Origin of the sequence: Novosphingobium sp. PP1Y, assembly GCF_000253255.1 — a bacterium.
GTDB lineage: Bacteria > Pseudomonadota > Alphaproteobacteria > Sphingomonadales > Sphingomonadaceae > Novosphingobium.
The window spans coordinates 1,880,038-1,904,962 of sequence record NC_015580.1; the positions used below are offsets into that span (position 1 = coordinate 1,880,038).

The 24,925-nt window shown below is 64.1% G+C and carries 23 protein-coding genes and 1 pseudogene; 6 read left to right on the top strand and 18 right to left on the bottom strand.

Translation table 11 applies throughout. The annotated features are described in order from the left end of the window. Window positions 1-2: 2 nt before the first annotated feature. The 13 genes from PP1Y_RS15035 to cyoA all read right to left on the bottom strand — a co-directional run bounded on the left by PP1Y_RS15035 (window position 3) and on the right by cyoA (window position 11,820). A complete protein-coding gene (locus PP1Y_RS15035; RefSeq protein WP_007011778.1) occupies window positions 3-371 on the bottom strand; it encodes a cytochrome C oxidase subunit IV family protein in 369 nt (122 codons plus the stop codon). Between the two features lie 18 nt (window positions 372-389). Continuing rightward, window positions 390-1,085, bottom strand: a complete 696-nt coding sequence (locus PP1Y_RS15040) for a heme-copper oxidase subunit III family protein (RefSeq protein ID WP_013833000.1) — start codon at window positions 1,083-1,085, stop codon at window positions 390-392. Window positions 1,086-1,107: 22 nt separating this feature from the next. Further along, window positions 1,108-1,746 (bottom strand): heme-copper oxidase subunit III, encoded by a 639-nt coding sequence (locus PP1Y_RS15045; RefSeq protein ID WP_007011776.1) that lies wholly within the window; start codon window positions 1,744-1,746, stop codon window positions 1,108-1,110. After that, a complete protein-coding gene (locus PP1Y_RS15050) occupies window positions 1,743-3,491 on the bottom strand; it encodes a cbb3-type cytochrome c oxidase subunit I (RefSeq protein WP_041558896.1) in 1,749 nt (582 codons plus the stop codon). Before PP1Y_RS15050 ends, PP1Y_RS15045 begins: the two co-directional genes overlap by 4 nt. After that, window positions 3,491-4,360 (bottom strand): cytochrome c oxidase subunit II, encoded by an 870-nt coding sequence (locus PP1Y_RS15055; RefSeq protein WP_007011774.1) that lies wholly within the window; start codon window positions 4,358-4,360, stop codon window positions 3,491-3,493. The genes PP1Y_RS15050 and PP1Y_RS15055 overlap by 1 nt, the downstream gene beginning before the upstream one ends. A 146-nt stretch (window positions 4,361-4,506) precedes the next feature. After that, window positions 4,507-4,887 (bottom strand): winged helix-turn-helix domain-containing protein, encoded by a 381-nt coding sequence (locus PP1Y_RS15060; protein WP_007011773.1) that lies wholly within the window; start codon window positions 4,885-4,887, stop codon window positions 4,507-4,509. 15 nt (window positions 4,888-4,902) lie between these two features. Then, entirely contained in the window at window positions 4,903-5,451 is a 549-nt protein-coding gene (locus PP1Y_RS15065) for a response regulator transcription factor (RefSeq protein WP_007011772.1), read from the bottom strand. After that, complete coding sequence (locus PP1Y_RS15070; RefSeq protein ID WP_013833002.1) at window positions 5,448-6,743, bottom strand: ATP-binding protein; 1,296 nt, start codon at window positions 6,741-6,743, stop codon at window positions 5,448-5,450. Before PP1Y_RS15070 ends, PP1Y_RS15065 begins: the two co-directional genes overlap by 4 nt. Then, complete coding sequence (locus PP1Y_RS15075) at window positions 6,737-7,378, bottom strand: SURF1 family cytochrome oxidase biogenesis protein (protein ID WP_232512699.1); 642 nt, start codon at window positions 7,376-7,378, stop codon at window positions 6,737-6,739. Before PP1Y_RS15075 ends, PP1Y_RS15070 begins: the two co-directional genes overlap by 7 nt. A 119-nt stretch (window positions 7,379-7,497) precedes the next feature. Next, entirely contained in the window at window positions 7,498-7,908 is a 411-nt protein-coding gene (cyoD, locus tag PP1Y_RS15080) for a cytochrome o ubiquinol oxidase subunit IV (protein ID WP_041558897.1), read from the bottom strand. Then, on the bottom strand, window positions 7,908-8,552 hold the full coding sequence (gene cyoC, locus PP1Y_RS15085) for a cytochrome o ubiquinol oxidase subunit III (protein WP_007011768.1): 645 nt from the start codon (window positions 8,550-8,552) through the stop codon (window positions 7,908-7,910). Before cyoC ends, cyoD begins: the two co-directional genes overlap by 1 nt. Window positions 8,553-8,555: 3 nt before the next feature. After that, window positions 8,556-10,562 carry a cytochrome o ubiquinol oxidase subunit I gene (cyoB, locus tag PP1Y_RS15090; RefSeq protein WP_013833005.1) on the bottom strand — a complete coding sequence of 669 codons (2,007 nt, stop codon included), beginning with the start codon at window positions 10,560-10,562 and terminating at the stop codon, window positions 8,556-8,558. Window positions 10,563-10,566: 4 nt separating this feature from the next. Beyond that, window positions 10,567-11,820 carry a ubiquinol oxidase subunit II gene (cyoA, locus tag PP1Y_RS15095; RefSeq protein ID WP_013833006.1) on the bottom strand — a complete coding sequence of 418 codons (1,254 nt, stop codon included), beginning with the start codon at window positions 11,818-11,820 and terminating at the stop codon, window positions 10,567-10,569. 191 nt (window positions 11,821-12,011) lie between these two features. Here cyoA and PP1Y_RS15100 point away from each other — a divergent pair, with 191 nt between their 5' ends. Then, window positions 12,012-13,337, top strand: a complete 1,326-nt coding sequence (locus tag PP1Y_RS15100; protein WP_007011765.1) for an MFS transporter — start codon at window positions 12,012-12,014, stop codon at window positions 13,335-13,337. 82 nt (window positions 13,338-13,419) lie between these two features. On the opposite strand, the gene cueR is transcribed toward PP1Y_RS15100, so the two are convergent. Both cueR and PP1Y_RS15110 read right to left on the bottom strand, forming a co-directional pair. After that, window positions 13,420-13,824, bottom strand: a complete 405-nt coding sequence (gene cueR / locus PP1Y_RS15105) for a Cu(I)-responsive transcriptional regulator (protein ID WP_013833007.1) — start codon at window positions 13,822-13,824, stop codon at window positions 13,420-13,422. Beyond that, window positions 13,821-16,169: a heavy metal translocating P-type ATPase gene (locus tag PP1Y_RS15110; protein WP_013833008.1), complete on the bottom strand. Its 2,349-nt coding sequence runs from the start codon at window positions 16,167-16,169 to the stop codon at window positions 13,821-13,823. The genes cueR and PP1Y_RS15110 overlap by 4 nt, the downstream gene beginning before the upstream one ends. Before the next feature lie 221 nt (window positions 16,170-16,390). Between PP1Y_RS15110 and PP1Y_RS26625 the strand changes: the two are divergent. Next, a pseudogene (locus PP1Y_RS26625) lies at window positions 16,391-16,594 on the top strand (hypothetical protein); the annotation flags it as partial. A gap of 13 nt (window positions 16,595-16,607) precedes the next feature. Here the strand turns inward: PP1Y_RS26625 and fahA are convergent. After that, the gene (fahA, locus tag PP1Y_RS15115; RefSeq protein ID WP_013833009.1) at window positions 16,608-17,909 is read right to left on the bottom strand and encodes a fumarylacetoacetase; all 1,302 of its coding nucleotides are present in this window, start codon (window positions 17,907-17,909) and stop codon (window positions 16,608-16,610) included. Window positions 17,910-18,119: 210 nt separating this feature from the next. Here fahA and PP1Y_RS15120 point away from each other — a divergent pair, with 210 nt between their 5' ends. Next, complete coding sequence (locus PP1Y_RS15120) at window positions 18,120-18,590, top strand: Lrp/AsnC family transcriptional regulator (protein WP_013833010.1); 471 nt, start codon at window positions 18,120-18,122, stop codon at window positions 18,588-18,590. 12 nt (window positions 18,591-18,602) lie between these two features. On the opposite strand, the gene PP1Y_RS15125 is transcribed toward PP1Y_RS15120, so the two are convergent. After that, the gene (locus PP1Y_RS15125; RefSeq protein ID WP_013833011.1) at window positions 18,603-19,217 is read right to left on the bottom strand and encodes a TetR/AcrR family transcriptional regulator; all 615 of its coding nucleotides are present in this window, start codon (window positions 19,215-19,217) and stop codon (window positions 18,603-18,605) included. A gap of 66 nt (window positions 19,218-19,283) precedes the next feature. Between PP1Y_RS15125 and PP1Y_RS15130 the strand changes: the two genes are divergently transcribed. From PP1Y_RS15130 to PP1Y_RS15140, 3 genes are read left to right on the top strand one after another with little or no spacing between them, the layout of a single operon-like run. Further along, window positions 19,284-20,744, top strand: coding sequence for an efflux transporter outer membrane subunit (locus PP1Y_RS15130; RefSeq protein ID WP_013833012.1), 1,461 nt, complete (start codon window positions 19,284-19,286; stop codon window positions 20,742-20,744). Further along, on the top strand, window positions 20,737-21,897 hold the full coding sequence (locus PP1Y_RS15135; RefSeq protein ID WP_013833013.1) for an HlyD family secretion protein: 1,161 nt from the start codon (window positions 20,737-20,739) through the stop codon (window positions 21,895-21,897). Before PP1Y_RS15130 ends, PP1Y_RS15135 begins: the two co-directional genes overlap by 8 nt. Further along, window positions 21,897-23,459 carry a DHA2 family efflux MFS transporter permease subunit gene (locus PP1Y_RS15140; protein WP_013833014.1) on the top strand — a complete coding sequence of 521 codons (1,563 nt, stop codon included), beginning with the start codon at window positions 21,897-21,899 and terminating at the stop codon, window positions 23,457-23,459. The genes PP1Y_RS15135 and PP1Y_RS15140 overlap by 1 nt, the downstream gene beginning before the upstream one ends. Before the next feature lie 104 nt (window positions 23,460-23,563). On the opposite strand, the gene cheB is transcribed toward PP1Y_RS15140, so the two are convergent. Beyond that, window positions 23,564-24,601, bottom strand: coding sequence for a chemotaxis-specific protein-glutamate methyltransferase CheB (gene cheB / locus PP1Y_RS15145; RefSeq protein WP_013833015.1), 1,038 nt, complete (start codon window positions 24,599-24,601; stop codon window positions 23,564-23,566). Between the last annotated feature and the right edge of the window lie 324 nt (window positions 24,602-24,925).

Consider the following 24,925-nt stretch of genomic DNA (forward strand, 5'->3'; position numbering starts at 1 on the left):
GTTCAGCCTCCTCCGCCGAAGAAGATCGCCCGCGTCCAGAACGTGTAGTCGGACTCGAACAGCATGATCCGCACCAGCACCAGCAGCACCAGCGGCGGGACCAGGATCGCGTAGATCAGCGACAGCCGCTCCCACGCCATGTGCATGAAGATCGACACGATCAGCCCGGCCTTGAGCAGCATGAACACGATGATCAGCGTCCAGCGCACGATCCCCTGAACGTGGAAGTAGTCGACAAGGTACGACAGCGTGGACAGGACGAAGAGATAGCCCCAGACCTTGAGGTAAAGCCCCAGCGGATGCTGCTGATGCCCGTCCTCATGCGCGGATGCGCTCGGGGCCTCTTGGGCGGTCGCGGTGTCATGGTCCATGCCGTGCTTCCTTTCGCGTCACCACAGGTAGAAGAAGGCGAAGATGAAGACCCACACGAGGTCGACGAAGTGCCAGTAGAGGCCTGCGATCTCGACGGCGGAATAGTCGCCCTTGCGGTCATAGTGACCGCGCAGGACCAGCGTTGCGACGATCAGCAGCATGATCACGCCGCAGGTCACGTGCAGGCCGTGGAATCCGGTGATCATGAAGAAGCTGGCGCCGAACTGCGGCGCGCCCATCGGGTTGGCCCAGGGCCGCACGCCTTCCTCGACGATCAGCTTGGTCCACTCGAATGCCTGCATGCCCACGAAGGTCGCCCCGAACAGGGCAGTGGCGAACATCAGCGCGGCAGTCTTGCGGCGATCGCCGCGGTATCCGTAGTTCACCGCCAGCGCCATCGTGCCGCTGGAACTGATCAGCACGAAAGTCATGATCGCGATCAGGATCAGCGGTATCGGCTCGCCGCCGATGCTGAGCGCGAAGACCTCGGCGGTATTGGGCCAGGGCAGGCTCGCCGATGCGCGCATCGTCATGTAGGCGGTAAGGAAGCAGGAGAAGATGAAGGTATCGCTGAGCAGGAAGATCCACATCATCGCCTTGCCCCAATGGGTATGGCGAAAGACTTCCTGATCCGCAGACCAGTCCGCGGCGATCGACTGGATGCCCTGCGCGGCGTCGCGCGGTTCCAACTGGCTTGTCGTTACGTGGTCCATGTTCCCATCGTCCCGCTTCTTTTCAGGTCGCAACCAGCAGCGCCGCCAGCAGCAGCCAGACGGCCAGCAGGTAGTGCCAGTAGATCGTGCAGAGCCGGACATTGCGGCAGATCCGCTGCCCGTCGGCGCGGATCGCCATCTGGCCGAGCGTGCGTCCGCCCGCGAAGATACCGCCCGCCAGGTGCAGGCCATGGATCGCCGTCAGCAGATAGAAGAAGGCATTGGCGGGATTGGCCGAGAGGTAATAGCCCGCGGTCTGGTAGTGCCACCAGAGCAGCACCTGCCCGACAAGGAACAGCAGTCCCAGTGCATTGCCCGCCAGCACCATCGTTCGCATGCGGGGCACGTCGTCCCGGCGCGAGGCACGGGCGGCGGCTTCCCAGGCAAGGCTGCTGAGCAGCAGTATCGCGGTGTTGATCCACAGCAGCGGCGGCTCGGGCATCGGGCGCCAGTCGTCGCCCGTTCCGTGATCGACCGCACCGGGGACGCCCATGCGCACCAGGTAGGCCGCCGCGAGCAGCGTGAAAATGACGGTGGCGACGCCGAAATAGACATAGACGCCCACCGTCGCGGCCGCTGGGCGATAGCTGTCCGGCTCGCGGTAACGGTCGATGCCGGGGGTCTCCCAGCTTTTCTCGGCAAGCCGCGAAATCAGGCTCATGGCAGCACCTCCTCGGAAGGCGCATCGGCAGATGGCGGCTCGTTCTGGGCGATGAAGTCGCGCGCGGCGTGGGGGACGCTGTAGTCATAGGCCCAGCGGTAGACGGTGGGAAGGCGTGGCCCCCAGTTGCCATGACCCGGCGGGGTCTCAGGCGTCTGCCATTCGAGGCTGGCCGCGCCCCAGGGGTTGGGATCGGCCTTGGGTCCCCGGAAATAGCTCCAGATCATGTTGTAGAAAAACAGGAACTGCGCGGCGAAGACGACGATCGCTGCTACCGATATCGCCTCGTTGGCGAGGTGCGCGGATTCGGGAATGAAGCTTGTCTCGCCCAGCGCATAGTAGCGCCGCGGTACGCCCAGGATGCCGAGGTAGTGCATCGGCAGGTACACCGCATAGACGCCAAGGAACGTGACCCAGAAATGGATCTGGCCCAGCGTCTCGTTCCACATCCTCCCGGTGATCTTGGGATACCAGTGGTAGATTGCACCGAAGATCACGAGGATCGGCGATACGCCCATGACCATGTGGAAGTGGCCGACGACGAAGAACGTGTCGCTCAAGGGTACGTCGACGCTGACATTGCCGAGGAACAGGCCGGTCAACCCGCCGTGGATGAAGGTGAACAGGAAGGCGATGGCGAACAGCATCGGCACGCGCAGGTGAATGTCCCCGCGCCACAGGGTCAGCAGCCAGTTGTAAACCTTGATCGCGGTCGGGATCGCGATGATCAGGGTCGAGGTCGCGAAGAAGAACCCGAAGTACGGATTCATGCCCGAGACGTACATGTGGTGCGCCCAGACCAAAAAGCTCAGCCCGCCGATGACCACGATGGCCCAGACCATCATGCGGTAGCCGAAGATGTTCTTGCGCGCGTGCACGCTGATGAGGTCGGACACGATGCCGAAGGCGGGCAAGGCGACAATGTAGACTTCGGGGTGGCCGAAGAACCAGAACAGGTGCTGGAACAAGAGCGGACTGCCGCCCTGCGTGCTGCTCTCCTGCCCCATCGTCATCATCGCCGGCATGAAGAAACTGCTTCCCAGCAAATGGTCGAGCAGCATCATGATCGCCGCCACGAACAGCGCGGGAAAGGCCAGCAGGCCCATGATCGAGGCGATGAAGATGCCCCACACGGTCAGCGGCATGCGCATCAGCGTCATGCCGCGGGTACGGGCCTGCAGCACGGTCGTTACGTAGTTGAGGCCGCCCATGGTGAAGGCGATGATGAAGATCGCCAGGCTGCCCAGCATGGTGACGATGCCCCACTGGTTGCCGGGCGTGCCTTCGCTGATCGCCTGCGGGGGATAGAGCGTCCAGCCCGCGCCGGTCGGTCCGCCGGGCACGAAGAAGCCGGAGACGAGCACCAGGACGGAGAGCAGATAGATCCAGTAGCTGAGCATGTTGACGAAGGGGAACACCATGTCCCGCGCGCCGATCATCAGCGGGATCATGTAATTGCCGAAACCGCCCAGCAGCAATGCGGTCAGCAGGTAGACCACCATGATCATCCCGTGCATCGATACGTATTGCAGGTAGTTTTCCGGCTGGATCCACGGGAACAGGCCAGGAAAGCCAAGCTGCAGGCGCATCAGCACCGAGAGGACGAGCGCGACCAGCCCGATGGCGATGGCCGTGATGCCATACTGGATCGCGATGACCTTGTGGTCCTGGCTCCAGACGTATTTGCCGACCCAGGTTTTGGGATGATGCATCGGCCTCAGGTCGTCGGCAATCGTCGTAGCCATCAGCGCACCCCCCAGGTTGCCGGCGTCGAACAGGAATTGGCTTTGCGGAACATTTCCGTGACGGCATCGGGGCTGGACATCGCCAGGAGCTGGTTGAAGCTCTCCTGCTGTCCCAGCCATGCCTCGAAGCTTTCGCGTGGCTCTACCACCACCTTGCCGCGCATTTCATGGTGACCCACGCCGCACAGTTCGGCGCAAAGAATGTCGAAGGTTCCGATGGTCGTTGGCGTCATCCAGAAATAGGTGACGAGGCCGGGGACGAGATCCATCTTGGCCCGGAATTCCGGCACGTAGAAGTCGTGCAGCACGTCCTTGGAGCGCAGCACCAGCTTGACCGACTTGCCCTTGGGCAGGTGCAGTTCGTTGCCCTGCACGAGAATGTCGTCGCGGCCGAAGGGGTCGAGCGGATTGACGCCGAAGGGATTGTCCGGCGTCATGTACTGCACGCCGGCGGTTCCGAGCACGCCGTCAGGCCCGGGGTAGCGGAAGGTCCACTGCCACTGCTGGCCGATCGCCTCGACGACGGCGGCATCCTTGGGCACGTCGACATATTTGCCCCAGGCGACGAGGCCGGGGGCGAGCATCCCGACGATGCCAAGGCCGGTCCAGAAGGTCAGCGTCTTTTCGAGCCGGGGGCTCTCCGGCGCATAATGGGCGCGGCTGCCGGGGCGGTGGCGGAAGCGCACTATCGCAAGCGCCAGGAACAGATTGAGCGACACGAAGGCGATCGCGCAGATCAGCAGGGTGATGTGCAGGGCGGAATCGATCGAGTCCCAGTTGGACGCAAGCGGCGTCTGCCACCACGGACTGAGCAGGTGGAATACGATCGAGCCGAGCACGAGCGCCACTATGGCGATCGCAACGCGCATAGGCCTCTCCCCCTATTACCGGGCGAGCCTTTGCCGTTTCAGTGGCAAGTTTCGACTCGCCGGGTCGGATTTAACCAACCCGAAGAGCTATATAGAAAAATGCACAGATAAGGAAGCTTGGCGCCATACGGTGCCGTTGTCCGGCGTTACTCGCTCTGGCTGGGCAGGGGCTCGGGACGCACTCCGTCCTTGAGAAAGGCGTATTCCTCGGAAGACTCGGCCTTGGCGAGAAGGTCCTGCAGGGCGCGGTATCGTTGCAGGACCGTTTCGCCCAGCGTGGAAAGCCGGGCCCCGCGTTCATGGCTGCCTCCGGCGACCGTTTCCACCAGCGGTTCGGTCCAGCAGCGGTTCATCGCGTCGACCAGCAGCCATGCCCGGCGATAGCTCATGCCCATCGCGCGCGCCGCTGCCGAGATGGAGCCTTCACGCCCGATCGCGTCGAGCAGGTCTGCCTTGCCCGGCCCCATGGCGATTTCGTCTCCGCAATAGAGGCGTGCGTGGAGCTTGAGGCGGGGCGTTTCGGACATGGCGCGATAGTGGCCTCAAATCCGGCGCTTTTCTAGCTTGCGTGCCAGCGTGCGGCGATGCAGCCCGAGGCGGCGGGCGGCCTCGGAAATGTTGAAGTCGCACTCGACCAGGGTCTGGTGGATATATTCCCACTCCAGCGTCTTGATCGAGCTCTTGCGCCCGTCGACCGGGACGTTGGGATCGCCCTGCGCGCTGGAGAAGGCGGCCTCGATGTCGTCGGTATTCGATGGCTTGGCCAGGTAATGCGCCGCGCCCAGCTTGATCGCCTCGACGGCCGTGGCGATGCTGGCATAGCCGGTGAGGACGACGATATGCGTATCGGGCCGCAGGGCGTGGAGCGACTGCACCACCGTGAGCCCGGAATCGTTGCCCAGCTTTAGGTCGACCACGGCATAGTCGAAGTCATCTGCACGGGCGAGTTCGTCGGCCTCTGCCGCCGACGATGCCGAGGCGACGATGTAGCCGCGTCGCTCGAAGGAGCGGCGCAGGGTGCGCCCGAAGGCGGGATCGTCCTCGACGATCAGCAGGGTGGGCTTGTCTTCGCTGCGCTCGCTCGTGGTCATGCCTGGTTGTCCTTGTCATAGGCGAGCGCTGCAAGCGGCAGGATCAGCCGCACGGTTGCGCCGCCCATTTCGCGGTTCTCGACGATGACACGGCCGCCTAGCTTGCGCACCACATTGACCACCAGAAACAGGCCAAGGCCGCCGCCGTCGCGTCCCTTGGTCGAGGAATAGGGCTGGCCGACGCGAGCGAGCATCTCTTTCGAGAAGCCCGGGCCGATATCGCTGACCGCGATGACGATATTGTCGCTTTCGCGCGCAATCTCGAAGATGACAAGGTCGGGCGAGACTTCCTGCGCATTGTCTATTACATTGCCGATGACCTGGCGCAGGCCGGGGTCGGCGACAATCGTCGCATCCTCACCGAAGCGATTCACGAAGCGCAGTTCGCCGTCCATGCGGCTCTGCCATTCCTCGACGATTTCCCCGAACAGGGTGTGAACCGTCGAGATGCTGGGGTTTTCGCCGCGCATTTCGCCGGCCGACATCAGGATCCCGGTGACGATCGTCTTGCAGCGTTCCAGCTCGACGCGCATGTCGGAAAGGTCCTCGCCGAGTTCGCCGTTGGCCTTGATCTCGGGCAGGTGGGCCCAGTCCCCGAGGATCACCGACATGGAGGAGAGGGGTGTGCCCAGTTCGTGCGCCGCGCCCGATGCGAGCAGGCCCATGCGGATGATGTGGTCTTCCTCGGCAGCCTGCTGGCGCAGCGCGGCAAGCGCCTTGTCGCTCTCGCGCCGGTTGCGGTCGAGCCGCACGACGAAGAAGACGAGCAGGACTGCAGCAAGCAGAAAGCAGAACAGGCTGCCGAAGATGTAGAGCCGGAACGGGTTGTCGGAATGCGGCGCGGGCAGTTCGAGCGGCACGTACTGGAAGGTGAGCAGCACCATGCACAGGCAGGTGTTGAGCGCGACCAGCCAGCTCCAGCGCGGCTCGAGGATGACGGCGCCGATCACGATCTGCAGCAGGAACAGGAACGTGAAGGGGTTGGTCGCGCCGCCGCTGTGGTAGAGCTGCCAGCACAGTGCGACGACGTCGATCATCAGCGCCACGAACAGCTCGGCCTGGGAAAAGGCACGGCGGCGACGAATGACGCTTGCCGAGCCGAGGTTCACCAGGATCAGCAGCAGCGGAGCGATCAGCAGCGCGGCGAGCGGCAGGTGAACATGCAGGAACTGCTTGACCGAGACGATGGTGATGAGCTGGCCGATCACCGCGATCCAGCGCAGCTGCATCAGCAGGATGACGCTGCGCCAGGTCTCGCTGCCGGACGTCGGAAAGGCGGCCAGTCTCAGCACGCCTGCCTGCCGCCCTTGCGCGTCCAGACGAAGACCGTCGCGGCAATCGACATGAATGCCATGGCGAACCAGGTCAGGGCATAGCCGAGGTGGTTGTCGGGGAAGTGGATAACGGTGAGGCCCGGCTTCGGGGCCAGGCCGCCCGGTGCCTTGCCTGCGCCGCTCTCGCTCTGCGCATCGATGAAGACCGGCGCCGCCGGGCCAAGCTGGCGCGACCGGGACAGGGCGGCGATGTCACGCGAGTACCAGCGCTCGTCCCCGGGGCGGTTCGACTGCAGCAGGCTGCCGCCCGGTTCGTCCTCGCGCACCAGCCCGATCACCGAGACGCGGCCCTGCGGCACGCCCTTGCGGACTTGCGCCAGCTTGCTCCCTTCGGGAAGGAAGCCGCGGTTGATCCAGACCAGCCTGCCGTCGTCCATGCGCATCGGCGTCATCGTCCAGTACCCGGTTCCCAGTTCGGTGGCCGCCCGCACCAGTGCGGAGGCCCGGCCGATATAGGTGCCGCTTGCGCGCACGCGAAGATATTCGGTGCCGTCGCTGCCTTTCGCTATCAGCTCGGCATTGCCGGGCAGGGCGGCGGGCGCGGCATGGACGCGCGCGTCGACCCGCGCGATCAGCGCGTGCTTCCAGTGCATGCGCTGGATCTGCCACAGGCCAAGTGCGGCAAAACCGACCGTCAGCAAAAGCAGAAGCGCGGCGAACCCGAGGGGCCGCCGCGCTTGCTTGATCTCCGGCCCTGCTGAGCGGGTCCCGGTCAGGGCAACTGCCCCATATCGTGGCTCATCGGCATCATGTTGTGATTGAGGTGGTACATGACCCAGAGCGAACCGGAAAGCGCGATCACGACTATGATGATCGTGAAGATCAGCGCCATGACCGTCCAGCCATTCTCGGCCTTCGTGTTCATGTGCAGGAAGTAGATCATGTGGACCACGATCTGCACGATGGCGAAGGCCATGATGACGAGGGCCGTCGCCTGCTTGTCGGCGATGGCGCCGGTCATCACCAGCCAGAACGGGATCGCGGTCAGGATGACCGAGAGAAAGAACCCGATCAGGTAGTCGCGCATGGAGCCGTGGCTGCCGTGATCTCCGTCATGGTGGCCACCGGCATGGCGATCGTCGGCGTGCGGGTGCGGGTGGATGTGGTGGTCGGCAGCGCTCATCACAGCATTCCCATGAGATAGACGAAAGTGAAGACGCCGATCCAGATGACGTCGAGGAAGTGCCAGAACAGCGAAAGGCACATCAGGCGGCGCTTGTTGGCCGGGATGAGGCCCTTCTTCGCGATCTGGCTGACCAGCGTGAAAAGCCAGACGAGACCGAAGGTGACGTGCAGGCCGTGGGTGCCCACCAGCGAGAAGAACGCGGTGAGGAAGCCCGAACGCATCGGCGTCGCGCCTTCGTGGATGAGGTGCGCGAACTCGTAGAGCTCGATCGAGAGGAACGCGGCGCCGAACACGGCAGTGACGAGCAGCCAGATCTGGGTCTGGCCGACGCGGTTCTTCTCCATCGCGAGCATGGCAAAGCCGTAGGTGATCGAGGAGAACAGCAGCATCGCGGTGTTGAGCGCGACGAGCGGCAGCTCGAACAGGTCCTTGGGGCCCGGGCCTGCGGCGAAGTTACCGCCCAGGACACCGTAGGCCGCGAACAGCATCGCGAAGATGAGGCAGTCGCTCATCAGGTAGAGCCAGAAGCCGAGCATGGTGCTGCCGCCTTCGGGATGGTCGTGCTCGTTCAGGTCGTAGAACGCGGCGGTGATCTCGGCCGGGCTCGCCTTGGGCGAGGATTGCATGGTGGTGGCGTTCATGTCTCAGGCTCCCGCCGCCGCAAGCTGGCGGTCGCGCGCGGCCTCAGTCTCGATGACCGTCTCGACCGGGATGTGGTAGTCGCGCTTGTAGTTGAAGGTATGGGCGATGGCGTAGCCGAGGATGCCGGCGAAGGAGAGCGCCGCCAGCCACCAGATGTACCAGATCATCGCGAAGCCGAAGACCAGCGAGAGACCGGCCAGGATCGCGCCCGCGCCCGTGCCCTTGGGCATGTGGATCGGGCGGAAGCCGCTGGTCGGACGCTCCACGCCGCAGCGCTTCATGTCGTCCCAGGCGTCGATGTCGTGGACGATCGGCGTAAAAGCGAAGTTGTATTCCGGCGGGGGCGAGCTGGTCGACCACTCAAGGGTGCGGCCGTCCCACGGATCGCCGGTCTCGTCCTTCAGTTCCTCGCGCTTCCAGATCGAGACGGCGAACTGGACCAGCATCGCGGCAATGCCGAGCGCGATCAGGAAGGCCCCGAAGGCCGCAACGATGAAGAAGGGCTGGAGCGAGGGATCGTCGAACACGCGCATCCGGCGGGTAACGCCCATCAGGCCCAGGATGTAGAGCGGCATGAAGGCGAACCAGAAGCCGGGGATCCACAGCCAGAAGCTGACCTTGCCCCAGAACTCGTTGAGCTTGAAGCCGAAGGCCTTGGGCCACCAGTAGTTGATCGCCGCGAAGATGCCGAACAGCACGCCGCCGATGATCACGTTGTGGAAGTGGGCGATCAGGAACAGCGAGTTGTGCAGCACGAAGTCGGCAGGCGGCACTGCGAGCAGCACGCCGGTCATGCCGCCGACCACGAAAGTCAGCATGAAGGCGACCGTCCACATCATCGGCAGCTCATAGCGGATGCGTCCGCGGTACATCGTGAACAGCCAGTTGAAGAGCTTCGCGCCCGTCGGGATCGAGATGACCATGGTGGTGATCCCGAAGAACGAGTTGACGCTTGCCCCCGAACCCATCGTGAAGAAGTGGTGCAACCACACGACGTACGACAGGATGGTGATGACCAGCGTGGCGTAGACCATCGAGGAGTAGCCGAAGAGGCGCTTGCCGCAGAAGGTGGAGGTGACTTCCGAGAAGACGCCGAAGAGCGGCAGGATGAGGATGTAGACCTCTGGGTGGCCCCAGATCCAGATCAGGTTCACGTACATCATGGCGTTGCCGCCGAAGTCGTTCGTGAAGAAGTTGAAGCCGAGATAGCGGTCTGCGGTCAGCATCGTCATCACGGCCGTCAGCACCGGGAAGGCGGCAACGATCAGGATGTTGGTGCACAGCGCGGTCCAGGTGAAGATCGGCATGCGCATCATGGTCATGCCCGGCGCGCGCATCTTGACGATGGTCGCGATCAGGTTGACGCCGGATAACAGCGTACCGACACCGGCTATCTGCAGGGCCCAGATGTAGTAGTCGACGCCGACCCACGGGCTGTACGCGAAGTTGGACAGCGGCGGGTAGGCCAGCCAACCGGTCTGCGCGAACTCGCCGACGAACAGGCTCATCATCACGAGAACCGCGCCTGCCGTCGTCATCCAGAAGCTGAAGTTGTTGAGGAAGGGGAAGGATACGTCGCGCGCGCCGATCTGCAGCGGCACGATGTAGTTCATCAGGCCGGTGACGAAGGGCATCGCCACGAAGAAGATCATGATCACGCCGTGGGCGGTGAAGATCTGGTCGTAGTGATGGGCGTTGAGGTAACCCTCATTGCCGTTGAAGGCGATCGACTGCTGGATGCGCATCATCACCGCGTCGGCAAAGCCGCGCAGGAACATGACGAGGCCCAGCACCATGTACATGATGCCGATCTTCTTGTGGTCCACGCTGGTGAACCACTCCTTCCAGAGATAGCCCCAGAGCTTGAAATAGGTCAGCCCGGCAAGCAGCGCCGCGCCGCCGAGGGCGACGACGACGAAAGTCGCCAGGACGATCGGTTCGGTGGGAATGGCATCCCACCACAGGCGGCCCAGCAACAGGCTCCAGTGCGAGTGATCTACGGCTTCCATGTCGTCAGTTCCGGGAAATCAGGAGGGGGCGCGCCGGCGCTTCGTCGTTCTGTTCCAGAGCGACGGACTGCGGGGCGGAAAGGCCGGCGCCGGTCAGCGAGCGCATGCTGGCGGGGGCCTTCACGGTATTGTCTGGGGCCTTGCCGGGCTCCTGCTTGCACAGGGCGCGGACCCAGGCCAGTTCGCGCTTGGTGGCGGCGTCGGGATTGGCGTTCGCCGCTGCCGAAGCCTGGCGGCCGTACTTGTCGTAGGCGAGCATCTCGACGTTGCGGATGCCGGCCTTGCCCAGGCCGCCGCGCGCGTCGATCGCCATCATCTCGCTCATGCACATCTTGCCCGGCTCCACGCACATGTCGAGGATGGCGCCGTAAAGGTCTGCATCGACCGAGGCATAGCGGGCGACCGGGTTCTTTTCGCTCGGCTTCTCAAGCTTCAGGTAAGTCGCGCGGTCGAGCGTGCCGGCGCTGTCCTTGCCTCCGGTCTTCACGCCATCGACCCACTTGGCGAAGTCCGCGTCGGAAACCGAATGCGTGGCAAAGCGCATGTGCGAGAAGCCTGCGCCCGAATAGTTGGCCGAAAAGCCGATGAAGTCGCCGGTCTCGTTCATCACTGCATGCAGGCGCGTTTCCATGCCCGGCATCGCGTAGATCTGGCCGGCCATGGCGGGCACGTAGAACGAGTTCATCACGCTCGATGCGGTGATCTTGAACTGCAGCGGGCGGTTGGTCGGCACGACCAGTTCGTTGACGGTGGCGATGCCCTGCTCGGGGTAGATGAACAGCCACTTCCAGTCGAGCGCGACGACGTCGACCTCGAGCGGCTTGGCATCGTGCGCGACCGCGGTCTGCTTGTCGATGCGGCCGATCGTGCGATAGGGGTCGAGCAGGTGGGTGCCCACCCAGGTCAGCGCGCCCAGGCAGATGATGATGAGCAGCGGCGCCGCCCAGATTACCAGTTCCAGCTGGGTCGAGTGATCCCAGTCCGGCTCGTAGGTCGCTTCCTTGTTCGACGCGCGGTAACGCCACGCGAAGAAGATCGTGAGCGCCATGACCGGAACGATTATCAGCAGCATCAGCACGGTCGAGATGACGACGAGGTCACCTTGCTGTTGCGCGACATCGCCGGCCGGGTCGAGCACGACCGTATTGCAGGCGGAAAGGGCGCCCGTCAGCGCCAGGGCGGCGGCAGTGCGGGCGACGGGGACTCGGGCCAGCGCGGACAGAAGGCGCGGCGAAGGGGGAGACTCGGGAGAGCGCATGGCGCAGCGCCTAGGCCGATGCTGCGAATGCGAACATAGGACATTTTGTCCAATCCCCTTGATGGCGATCAATGACGATAGGGCGCAGATGTGACGTCGGGCGCCGCGTGCGTCCCGCAAGTGATTCGTCCGTGACAGGCGCAGGATTGCAGCACCGGGCACGGACCAGAAACAAAGGCCGCGAGATCCAGATGACCAGCACCCCCCAGACCGGCGAAGGAGTCCGCGAAGCCCTGGGCCTGCCCATCTTCAAGGAACATCACAAGCCCTCGCCGGGCGAGATCGCCATTGGCGTGATCATTGGCCGCACCTCGGAATTCTTCGACTTCTTCGTCTATGCCATCGCTTCGGTGCTGGTGTTCCCGAAGCTGTTCTTCCCGTTCGTCGATGCGCTGACCGGCACGCTCTATTCCTTCGCGATCTTTGCGCTGGCGTTCATCGCACGCCCGGTCGGTTCGCTCGTCTTCATGGCCGTCGACCGGGCTTATGGCCGCGGCACTAAGCTGACGATCGCGCTGTTCATGCTTGGCGGCTCGACCGCATCGATCGCCTTCCTGCCTTCCTATGCCGATGCCGGGACCACCTCGATCTGGCTGCTGGCGCTGCTGCGCCTTGGCCAGGGCTTTGCGCTCGGCGGCACCTGGGACGGTCTCGCCTCGCTGCTCGCGCTCAACGCGCCGGAGAACCGCCGCGGCTGGTACGCGATGATCCCGCAGCTGGGCGCGCCGTTCGGCCTGATCGTGGCAAGCATGCTGTTCGCCTACATGATCGCTTCGCTGCCTGCTGCCGACTTCCTTGACTGGGGCTGGCGCTACCCGTTCTTCGTCGCTTTCGCGATCAACGTCGTCGCGCTCTTCGCGCGTCTGCGCATCGTCGTCACTTCCGAGTTCGAGCACTTGTTCAACAGCCGCGACCTGCAGCCGGTCAGCGTGCTCGGCACTATCCGCAGCGAGTGGCGCACCATCGTGATCGGCGCCTTCGCACCGCTTGCCAGCTTCGCGCTGTTCCACATGGTCTCGGTCTTCCCGCTGTCCTGGGTGTTCCTCTTCACCCGTGAAGCGCCGACGAGCTTTCTGCTGATCGAGGCGATGGCGGCAGCCTTCGGCGTCGTCGCGGTCATCGCCTCCGGCCGCCTGGCCGACAAGTACGGCCGTCGCCGCCTGCTGGGCGCCTGCGCCGTGGGCATCGCCGTGTTCTCCGGCTTCGCGCCGCAGCTGCTCGACGCAGGCACGGCCGGTGAGATCGTGTTCATGGTGATCGGTTTCATCCTGCTGGGCCTGGCCTTCGGGCAGTCCTCGGGCGTGGTCGCCTCGGGCTTCGCAAGCGAGCACCGCTACACCGGATCGGCGCTGACCAGCGACCTTTCCTGGCTCTTCGGTGCCGGCTTCGCGCCGCTGGCCGCGCTGCTGCTCTCGGTCAATTTCGGACTGATCGCCTCGGGTGCCTACCTGCTATCGGGCGCGCTTGGTACGCTTCTGGCGCTCTGGTCGAACTCGGAGCTGGCAAGCCGCAACTGAAGCACCTGCCAGACGGATCTCATGAAGGCCGGGATGCGCCCTGCGTGTCCCGGCCTTTTTTCGTCATTGCGAGAGGCGGGGGTCAATCCCGGTTGGCGTCGTCTCCGGCGAGGCCGCGCAGGATCGGGCAGTCGGGGCGCTCGTCGCCGTGGCACTGTTCGGACAGGTCCCGCAGGGTCGCTCTCATGGCTTCGAGTGCCGCGATCTTCTCGCCCAGCTCTTCGATGTGACGCAGGGCCATGTCCTTCACTTCGCTGCTCGCCCGCTCGCGGTTGTCCCACAGGTCCAGCAGCGCTTCGATTTCGCTGACCGAGAAACCCAGATCCCGGGCATTGGCGATGAAGTGCAGGCGGTGGACGTCCCGTGCGTCGTAGTCGCGATAGCCGCTGTCGCGCCGCAGGGGTGGGGGGATCAGGCCGATCTTCTCGTAATGGCGGATCATGCGCTGCGATACGCCGCTCCTGCGCGAGGCCTCGCCGATGTTCACAGGGAGATCCGGTTGAGGCGCAGCGCATTGCTGATCACGCTGACCGAGGAGAGCGACATCGCCGCTGCGGCGATGATCGGTGAGAGCAGGATGCCGAAAAAGGGATAGAGCAGCCCCGCGGCAATCGGCACTCCTGCGGCATTGTAGACGAAGGCGAAGAACAGGTTCTGGCGAATGTTCGCCATCGTCGCGCGGCTCAGGTGCCGGGCATGGACGATGCCCTTCAGGTCCCCGCGCAAGAGCGTGACCCCGGCGCTTTCGATGGCGACATCGGTGCCCGATCCCATTGCAATGCCCACGTCTGCCGCAGCGAGCGCCGGGGCGTCGTTCACCCCGTCTCCCGCCATGGCGACGATCCGCCCTTCGGCCTTGAGCCTGGCGATGACCTCGCTCTTCTGGTCGGGCAGGACTTCCGCCTCGACCTCCTCGATCCCGAGCTTGCGCGCCACGGCCCTTGCTGTCGTGCGATTGTCTCCGGTGAGCATGACGACGCGAATGCCGTCCTCGCGCAGCGACTTGAGCGCTTCGGGCGTGGTGACCTTCACGGCATCGGCAATCGCGACGATCCCGGCGGCCTTGCCGTCGATGCCGACGAAGATCGCCGTCGCGCCGTCGCCCCGCAGGTTCTCGGCCTCGACCTGTAGCACCCCGGTGGCAATGCCTTGTTCTTCCATGAAGCGGGCGTTTCCAAGTATGACCTTGCGGTTTTCGACGGTACCGAGCGCCCCCTTGCCGGTCGGCGAGTCGAATTCGCGGACGTCGGGAAGGGGGATCGACCGGTCCTCGGCAGCGCGGACGATGGCCGCGGCCAGGGGGTGTTCCGATGCGCGCTCGACTGCGGCGGAGAGCCGCAGCAGCTCGTCTTCGTCGGCGCCTGCGGCAGAGATCACCTTTACGACCGAGGGCCTGCCATCGGTCAGGGTACCGGTCTTGTCGACGACGAGCGTGTCGACTTTCTCGAACTGTTCGAGCGCCTCGGCATTGCGGATCAGTACGCCCATCCCGGCGCCGCGCCCGATGCCGACCATGATCGACATCGGCGTTGCCAATCCCAGCGCGCAGGGGCAGGCGATGATCAGCACCGACACGGCGGCGATCAGAGCATGGGAAAAGCGCGGGTCCGGGCCCCAAATCGCCCAGATCGCGAAGGCTGCCACGGCGACGGCGAGAACGGTGGGCACGAAGAGGCCGGCCACCCGGTCTGCAAGGCCCTGTATCGGCGCGCGCGAGCGCTGCGCTTCCGCAACCATCTGGACGATGCGAGCAAGCATCGTGTCGCGCCCGACCTTCTGCGCGCGCACGATCAGCGCGCCGCTCTGGTTGATGGTGCCGCCGATCACGGTATCGCCCACGGTCTTGGTCACCGGCATCGATTCCCCGGTAATCATCGCCTCGTCGAGCGCCGAACGTCCTTCCTCTACCACCGCGTCGACCGGAACCTTCTCGCCAGGACGCACGCGCAGCCGGTCGCCGGTGGCGATGTCCTCGATTGCGACTTCCGCCTCGCTGCCATCGTCCGCAATCCGGCGCGCGGTCCGCGGCGCCAGTTCGAGCAATGCCTTGATCGCGCCCGAAGTGCGTTCACGCGCGCGAAGCTCGAGGACCTGTCCCAGCAGTACGAGGACGGTTATGACGGCCGCAGCTTCGAAATAGACAGGGACGGTGCCGTCGGCGCTGCGCAACGACGGCGGGAATGCCGAAGGGACGAGCGCGGCGATCATGCTGTAGACCCACGCGACGCCGGTGCCCATCGCGATCAGCGTGAACATGTTGAGGTTGCGCGATTTCACCGAGGCCCAGCCTCGCTCGAAGAAGGGCGCCCCGGCCCAGAGGACGACCGGCGTCGCCAAGATCAGCTGGATCCAGATCGAGGTGCGCATCGGCACGAGGTGGTGGATCGCCGGAAAAAGATGCCCGCCCATCTCCAGCAGGAATACCGGGAGGGCCAGGGCGAGGCCGATCCAGAACCGCCGCGTCATGTCGATCAGTTCGTCGTTAGGGCCGCTGTCGAGCGAGACCGTCTCGGGTTCCAGCGCCATCCCGCAGATCGGGCATGAACCGGGATGGTCCTGACGGACTTCCGGGTGCATCGGGCAGATCCACTGGGCGCCTTCGGGGACGTCCTCTGGCGATGCATCGGACGGGTTCAGGTAGCGATCCGGATCGGCTTCGAACTTCTCGAGGCAACGCGCGCTGCAGAAGTAATGGCTGTGCCCGCCAAGTTCACTGCGATGCTTCGCCGTGGCGGGATCGACAGTCATGCCGCAAACCGGATCGCGCGCCGCTGCGTCTTGCGGCGCTGCGCCGTCGCGATGGTGATGGTGGCATTGCCCAGGCTGCGTCATTGCTCGTCTCCAGAAGTGACGCAGCATGTAATGGACCCTGACACAATGTCAGAGTCAAGCGTCTCGGTCAGGACTGCAGGTCAGGCGCTACTCTGCAGCCACTTCGAGGATAACCTCTTCGGCCGCGACTTGCCGATTCGCGTGCCTCAGCATCTTGATCAGGCCGCAACACATGGCGAGCAGGACCAGCGCGAAGGGCGGCCGGTGAGGATGGCCGCCGTCTCGAGTGCATCGAGGTTCTCTCCGGTCCGCAGGGCACTATGTTCGGCGCAAGTTCGCGGGCAGGCTTGGTCCGCCCGATTCCATCGTCATCGTCGGCCTGCCGCGAGCAGGTGCGCCGCCCGATATCGCGCTACGGCGTCGATGCCTGGAAGCCTTGCGAAGCGTGGCTGCAGCCGCTGCGCGATGCGTTGGCGGCTGCCTGACCTGGGGTGACGATCAGCGTGCCGGCAAGACCGCCGCGCGGCATTCGCCGAACCCGATGGAGACGTAGCCCTCGGCATGAGCCGTCGCGCGCAAGGTGACTTCGTCGCCATCTTCCAGGAAAGTGCGGGTCTCGCCGGAGGGCAGGGAGATCGGCTCTTTGCCGCCGCTCGTCAGCTCCAGCAAGCTGCCGAAGCCGTCGCGGGTCGGTGCGGAGATAGTGCCGGTTCCAAGCAGGTCGCCGGCTTGCAGGTTGCAACCGTTCGATGCGTGGTGGGTGACGATCTGCTGCACGGTCCAGTACATGTTGCTCGCCGGACCTCGGCTCAGGCGGAAGGGTTCCATGCCGCCCTCGCGCATCTTTGCGCTGCTCAGGAAAACCTCCAGAGTTACGGCAAGCGCGCCGTGCGAGCGGTCTTCGTCGTCCGAGAGATAGCCGAGCGGGGCAGGGTCGCCCTCGGGCCGCGACGGCTGGGCCATGCGGAAGGGGGCCATGGCCTCGGGCGTGACGACCCAGGGCGAGATCGTCGAGTGGAAGTTCTTGGCAAGGAAGGGGCCGAGCGGCTGGTATTCCCACGCCTGGAAATCGCGAGCCGACCAGTCGTTCAGCAGGCAGAACCCGGCAATATGGTTCGCGGCTTCTGATATCGGGATCGGTGTACCCAGTTCATTGCCCTGACCGATCCACACGCCCAGTTCCAGTTCATAATCGAGCCGCACGCTCGGTCCGACCACCGGCGCGTCGGCTTCGGGTGGCTTGCGCTGGCCGGTCGGGCGCACGAGCGGCACGCCCGATGCGCGGATCGAGGAGGCGCGGCCATGGTATCCGATGGGCACGTACTTGTAGTTGGGCAGCAGTGGATTGTCCGGCCGGAACTGGCGTCCGACATTGTTGGCGTGATGGATGCCGACGTAGAAATCGGTGTAGTCGCCGATCCGCGCGGGCAGGTGCAGGGTGCAGGCCCCGGCGCGGTGAAGGTGCGGTTCGACGGCACTGCGCTGGTCGTCGTCGACAAGCATCTGGCTCAGGATGGCGCGCAGGGCCTTCCGGTCGCCCTCGGGCAGCGCCATGAACGCATTCAGGCTGTCCGAGCCTGCGGCAGAGGACGCTGCATCGGGCAGCAGTCCCGCCTTGGCGCAGGCAGAAAGGTCGAGGATCATGTCGCCGATCGCTGCGCCGATGCGCGGAGTCTCGCCGGCCGGAGAGAATACGGCGAGCGGAAGGTTCTGGATCGGGAAGTCGCGGTGTCCCTTGGCGCTTTCGACCCAGCTTGTGAGTGCCGGATCGTGCGTCGCGTCGGTCTGCCAGAAGGTCATGTCTCGCTTATCCCAGTTTGCGGGCGAACGACTTGTGCCGCCCATGCCATTCGAACGCGGACCCGGCGCCGTCGTTCCGACAAACCGGGCGGTCCTTTCCTAGCATTGTCTCAGATGGGCTGCGAATTTGCCGTTCAAACTTGCCGTTGCAGGAGTAGTGTTTGAGACGTACGTTCACAATTAAAGGAAAAATTGAGAGATTGTTCCAAAATGGATGCGTTGGACCGAAAGATCGTAGCGGCTTTGCAGAAAGATGGCGCACTCAGCCATCCCGATCTGGCGCAGAAAGTCGGCAGTACGGCACCGTCATGCTGGCGACGGGTCAAGCAGCTTGAGGAGGCTGGCGTCCTGCGCGGCGTGGTCCGGCTCGCCGATCCCAAGCTGCTCGGGCAGACGGTCAAGGTGATCTGCCAGGTTCGCATGCACAGCCACACGAACGAAAACGTCGCCGAGTTCGAAGCGCTGATGCGCGAACATCCGCAGGTCACGGAATGCTATTCGATGTCGGGGGATTGGGACTATCTGCTCCACGTCGTTGCCGAGGACGTGGAGGAATATGAGAAGTTCCTGGCGCACACGCTGCTCAAGCACCCTGCCGTGGGCGCGGCATCGTCCCATTTTGCGCTCCGCACGGTGAAGTACGAAACGGCGCTGCCAATCAAAGGTACCGGCAAGGGATAGGCAACTGGCGGCTTAGCTGTTGATCGGCGAAATTCCGTCCAGGCCAAGGCGGAACAGGAGTACGTCGACAAATGCCTGTATCTCTGCCCTGGTTGGAGGTTTGGGTCTGATGATCGCATCCGAACGGAAGCCGACGACGGCAGTGTGAACCAGTCGCGAAAGATCGCGCGCATCGTCTTCATCGAAGCGGGTAGCGAAGTACTCCTTCATGTGTGCGAGCAGACGCGCTGGGCCGCGCGCATAGAATGCCTCGACGATTTCGGGAAAGCGTCCACCTTCGGTCAGGATCAGGCCGAAGAGGCGACGTGAATTCTCGTCCATGAGCTTTTCGAGCAGCGTGACGCAGCGCTTGCTCAAGTTGGCGGTGCTGAAGCGGTTGTCCTTCAGGGCTTCTTCCATTTCTCGGCCGAAGCAATCGACGCGATGGTCGATGACCGCAATGAAAAGGTCCTCTTTCGATGCGAAGTGAGACCACAGCGTCGTCTTAGATCCGCCAAGCTCATCGGCTACAGCTGACATGCTGGTTGCCGCGTAACCGTGCTCCAGGAAAGAATGCGTGGCGATCGCTACGATCTCCGCGCGCTTTCTCGCCTTGTTGAGTTCCCGTTTGCCAAGTTTCTCTGTCATGTCTGTACTGTCTAGTACACTTTCCAGTTGACACTGACAAGGAGGGGCACAATAAAAAGTGTACGCATGAGTACGACATTATCCTCTCGAGTCGCGGTGGCTTCCATGCTGGCTGTGACCCTTTCGCTTTCCGCCTGCGCTGCGCCCGATCTCGGGCCGCGGCCCCAGATGCGCGCACCCGCGAATCTCGACAGTGGGCGGTCCCTGCAGACTTCGGCGACCGATGCCGCTTGGCCGCGTGAGCAGTGGTGGAAAGCCTACGGCGATCCCCGGCTCGACGCGCTGGTGGATGAGGCGCTGGCCAATTCGCCCAGTGTGGCCATGGCTGAAGCGCGCATTCGTCAGGCGCGCGGTGCTGCGCAGGTCTCAGGCGCGCAAACCCAGCCTCAGCTCGGCGGGCGTGGCTCGGCCGGGCTGACGAAGCAGAGCTACAACAACGGCGTGCCCTCGGGTTTCGTGCCCAAGGGCTGGAACAGCACCGGCACGCTTGCGCTGACCGGCGATTTCGACCTCGACCTGTGGGGGAGGGCGCGCAAGGAACTCGCTGCTGCCACGTCGGAAGAAATGGCCGCGCAGGCGGACGCCCGGCAGGCGGAGCTGATGCTTTCGTCCAATGTCGTGTCGTCCTACTTCGACCTGGGGCGTCTTGTCGCACGGGGCAAGGCGCTCGCTGAAGCGGTCAAGGCGCGCCAGTCGATGGTGGACCTGACCGGCCAGCGCGTGGAGCAGGGCCTCGATAACGAGTCTCCTTTGCGCCAGGCGCAGGCCGCCGCGGCGCAGGCGCGCGTTGCGCTTTCGGCCAACCAGGAAGAGGAACTGCTGCGCCGCCATGCGCTTGCGGCTCTGCTGGGCGCCGGGCCGGACCGCGGGCTTGCGATCACGGCTCCCGCGATCGACAGCCTGCCGGAAACACCCGTTCCTGCTGATGCCGGTATCGCCCTTGCAGGCCGGCGTCCGGACATCGTGGCCGCGCGCTTGCGCGCTGAAGCGGCGGCATCCCGGATCGACGCGGCCAAGGCCGCATACATGCCCGACATTTCGATCAGTGGTTTGATCGGTCTGACTTCGCTCGGTCTGTCGAACCTGATCGACAGCGGGTCGACTTACGGCAACGTAGGGGGCGCGCTGAGCCTGCCGATCTTCCAGGGCGGACGCCTCAAGGGCCAGTTTACGCAGGCGCGCGGCGGTTACGATGCGGCAGTCGCCAACTATAACGACACGGTCGTCGGCGCGCTTCGCGACGTGGCCGATTCGCTGGCAAGCCGCAATGCGGCGGCCGAGCAGGAGAAGGATGCCCTCCAGGCACGAGAGCAGTCCGCGGCAGCCTACGATATCGCGCTCAAGCGGTATCGCGGCGGTCTGTCGAACTATCTCGAAGCCCTGACCACCGAGACTGCGGCCTTGCAGGCGCGCACCTCGGCGATCGATGCCCATTTCCGGACCCTTGCCCTCGAAGTCGCGCTCAAGCGCGCTTTGGGCGGTGGGTTCGACGACAATTCCAGTGAGAAGGCTCCCGACAATGAGTGACGATGTGCAGGACCTGCCTGCGGAAGACGAGAACGGAGCCGGCGAGGCCAGCGTTGTTGATCAGAAGCGGCGCAAGCCGCTGCTGATCGGTCTGGCCGTGGCCGTGCTTGCGGTCGGTGCTCTCTACTTCCTTTATGATGTGTTCATCGGCAGCCGCTCGGTATCGACCGATAATGCCTATGTTGCCGGTGACTCCGCGCAAGTGACCCCGCTGACCAGCGGGCAGGTCGCCGAGGTGCTGGTGACCGACACGCAGCCGGTCAAGAAGGGGCAGCTCCTCTTCCGGCTCGACGATACCGACCAGAAGATCGCACTCGCCCAGGCCGAAGCCGCATTGGCATTTTCGCAGCGGCGTTATGCCCAATCGATCGCCAATAACAGCGCCCTTGGCGCTGCGGCCGATGCCAGTGCGCAGCAGATCGCATCGACCAAGGCTCGCGTCGCCTCGGCGAATGCCTCGCTTGCCAAGGCGCAGGCCGACTACAAGCGCCGCGCAGCACTGGCGGACAGCGGTGCGGTTTCCGCCGAAGAGCTTGCCGCAGCGCGTGAAGCGCTGACTTCGGCGCAGGCGGCGGCAAGCCAGGCCCGGGCCGCGCTCGACGAAGCGCAATCGAACGCGGTCAGTGCGCGCAAGAAGGAGCAGGCCTCTGTGGCCCTCACTTCCGGCACTACGAATGAAACCGCGCCAGAAATCCGCCTGGCCAAGGCGCGTTTGGCCCAGGCTAGGCTCGACCTCCAGCGCACGGTCGTGCGCGCACCGGTGGATGGTGTGATCGCGAAGCGTTCGATCCAGGTCGGCCAGAAAATCGAGACCGGTTCGGTCGCGATGATCGTGGTCCCGGTCAACCGCCTCTACGTCAACGCCAACTTCAAGGAAGACCAGCTCGGCAAGGTCCGCTCGGGTCAGCGGGCGACAGTGACTTCCGACTTCTACGGTAGCGATGTTACCTATCACGGCAAGGTCGTCGGCTTCTCTGGCGGCACCGGCGCGGCATTCTCGCTTATCCCGGCGCAGAACGCGACCGGCAACTGGATCAAGGTTGTGCAGCGCCTGCCGGTGCGCATCGAACTCGATCCCAAGGAACTGCAGGAGCACCCGCTGCGCATCGGTCTGTCGATGGAAGCTGAAATCGATCTCACGGATTCGAAGTAATGGCGGGCGCGGCAACAGCATCTGCCGGAACGAACCCGGGCGAGGCGGCACCTCGCCCCCTGACTGGAATACGGCTGATCGTGGCCGGTTTTGTGCTGGCCATGGCGAACTTCATCGTCGTGCTCGACCTGACGATCGCCAACGTCTCGGTGCCGCACATCGCAGGCGGCCTGGCCGTCTCGGTATCGAGCGGTACCTGGGTGATTACCTCCTACGCGGTCGCCGAGGCGATTTGCGTGCCGTTGACGGGCTGGCTGGCCGGGCGCTTCGGCACCCTGCGGGTCTTCCTTTTCTCACTTGCGGGCTTTGCGGTCTTCTCCGCGCTTTGCGGCCTGTCCAGTACGCTGGGCATGCTGGTGCTGTTCCGCATCGGCCAAGGCTTCTGCGGTGGCCCGCTCATGCCGCTCACCCAGACGCTGCTGCTGCGTATCTTTCCCAAGGAAATGCATTCGCGCGCCATGGCAATGTGGGCGATGACCGTCGTCACCGCGCCGATTGCGGGACCGATCCTCGGCGGCTGGATCAGCGACAACTGGTCGTGGGAATGGATTTTCTTCATCAATGTGCCGCTTGCCGTTCCGATCTTCTTCGGCATCGCGACCCTGCTGCGCGGGGCGGAGACACCAACCAGAAAGCTGCCGATCGACAGGATCGGGCTGGTGCTGCTGGTGATCTGGGTGGGCGCTTTCCAGATGATGCTCGACCTTGGGCGTGAAGAAGACTGGTTCAGTTCCACCAAGATCGTGATCATGGCCTGCGTGGCTGCCGTGTTCTTCGCTGCTTTCGTGATCTGGGAACTGACCGAGAAGCACCCGATCGTGGACCTGAAGGTCTTCAGGCACTCAGGCTTCACGGCGGCAACGATTTCCTTGATGATCGCTTTCGGGACCTATTTTTCGTCGGTCGTGGTCATACCGCAATGGCTTCAGACATCGATGGGCTACACTGCTACCGATGCGGGCTTTGCCATGGCGTTCAGCGGCATCCTTGCCGTGGCCGTGTCGCCCATGGTGCCGCGGCTGATGCAGAAATTCGACCCGCGTCTGCTTGTGTTCATCGGCATTTCCTGGATCGGCTTCTGCTCGATGATGAGATCGTACTGGTCGACGGATTCGACATTCTGGATGATATCGATGCCCCAGCTTCTGCAGGGGGCAGGGGTTTCGCTGTTCATCGTTCCGCTCACCACGATCAGCCTGAGCGCGGTCGAGCTTGAGGAAACTGCGACGGCCTCGGGTATCGCCAACTTCGCGCGAACGCTCGCGGGCGCTGTGGCTACCGCTCTGGTCACGACTTACTGGAACGATGCCTCGCGTATGGACACGGCCGAAATGGTCGGGACACTCAACGGGGTCGAGCAGGTATCCAATACGCTGCAGCATCAGGGCTTCAGCGCCGAGCAGGCAGCGGCCGCGATTTCGCGGATCGTGGGGCTGCAGGGCACGGCGCTGGGCACGACGCACCTGTTCGCCATCGCTGCAGTTGTTCTGGTCATCGCCGCCTCGACGATCTGGATCGCCCCGCGGCCTCCCAAGGACGCCAAACCCCAAGCGGCGCACTGACCCCTAGAGCGTTCGGTTACCCCTCCACCGGACGCCCAAAAAGAAGCGAGCGGGCGACACCTTGGCCGGTGTCGCCCGCTCGCTTTGCTTTCAGGATGAGTGGATCAGCCCTCCGAGCCGCAATTCGCGAGGATGTCGGCCGCAAGATCCTCGAGGCGCAGTTCGCTGTCGACCGCGCCAGCCTCAACCGCCGCTGCCGGCGCCTGCGGGACGGTGGCGGTGTTGCGGTCCTGGGCAAGCGTGCGGCAGCCTGCGGCTTGCAGCAGTTTCAGGCCCTTCGCGCCGTCTTCGCCCATGCCGGTCAGCACCGCGCCGATGGCGGGCATCGAGGCGCGAGCGATCGAGCCGAACAGCAGCGTTGCCGAAGGGCGGAAGCCTTCGACCGGATCGCGCTCGACAAGGCGCAGCCTGGCCGGCGCGCCGGGTTCGACGATCACGTGTTTGCCGGGATCAGAAGCGATGTAGACCGTGCCCGAGTTCAGCTCCGCGCCATCGGCGGCGGCCTTTACCGCGCACGGGAAGTCCTTGTTGGCACGGTCGATGAACATCTGCGCCAGTGCCGGTTCGGTCTGCAGGATGATCACGGTTGGCGGGCAGTTCTTGGGATAATGCGAGAGCACTTCGGTCAGCGCGTCGACGCCGCCCATGGAGGCGCTGAAGGCCGCGATCTTGCCGTTGCTGGCATAGCCGCCGGCTTCCGCTTCGGCCTTGGGGCCGCGGTTGCGCGGCTTGTCGCGCACGTTGGAGTTGGCCGCGGCCAGCACGATCTTGCCCAGCTTGCCCACTGTCTTGGCGAACTGTTCCGGCGTTGCCTTGAGCGGTTTCGGAAAGCATTCGACCGCGCCCAGTTCGAAGGCCTTGAGCGATGTTTCGGTGCCGCTCTGGGTAAGGCTGGACAGCATGACGACGGGCAGTGGGTTGGTGGTCATGATCTCTTCGAGAAACTCGATGCCGCTCATCCCGGGCATCTCGACGTCGAGCGTGACTACGTTCGGCATCAGTTCCGCGATCTGGTCGCGGGCCTCGGCGGCATTGGCGGCCGTGCCGACGACGCGAATGTTCTTTGTCTGCTCAAGAACATCGCAAAACAGGGCGCGCATAGCCGCTGAATCGTCGACTACCAGTACGCGGGCGTCATGCATGAGGGAGAAACCTTCTCGCTGAAAAATGGATATCGATTGGCTGCGCTGGATACCACTAATTGAGCGATCAAATTCCTTAACCAATCTACGGACATCGCCTGAGTTGATAGCAAACGAGGTTTTGGCAAGCCGCCGTGTAGCGTGACCCTTGTCAGTGGTTCGCGGACGATTTCCCGGCTCGATCGGAGGGTCATCCCGTTGCCTTGAGTTAACGATCAGGCTGCCCGGAATTCGGCAGGCCGAGTGCCTGGATGACCGGCTTCTGACCGTTTCCCTAAGGATAACTGCGTAGGACTGGTGACATAGTGACGGAAAGGCTGCGGT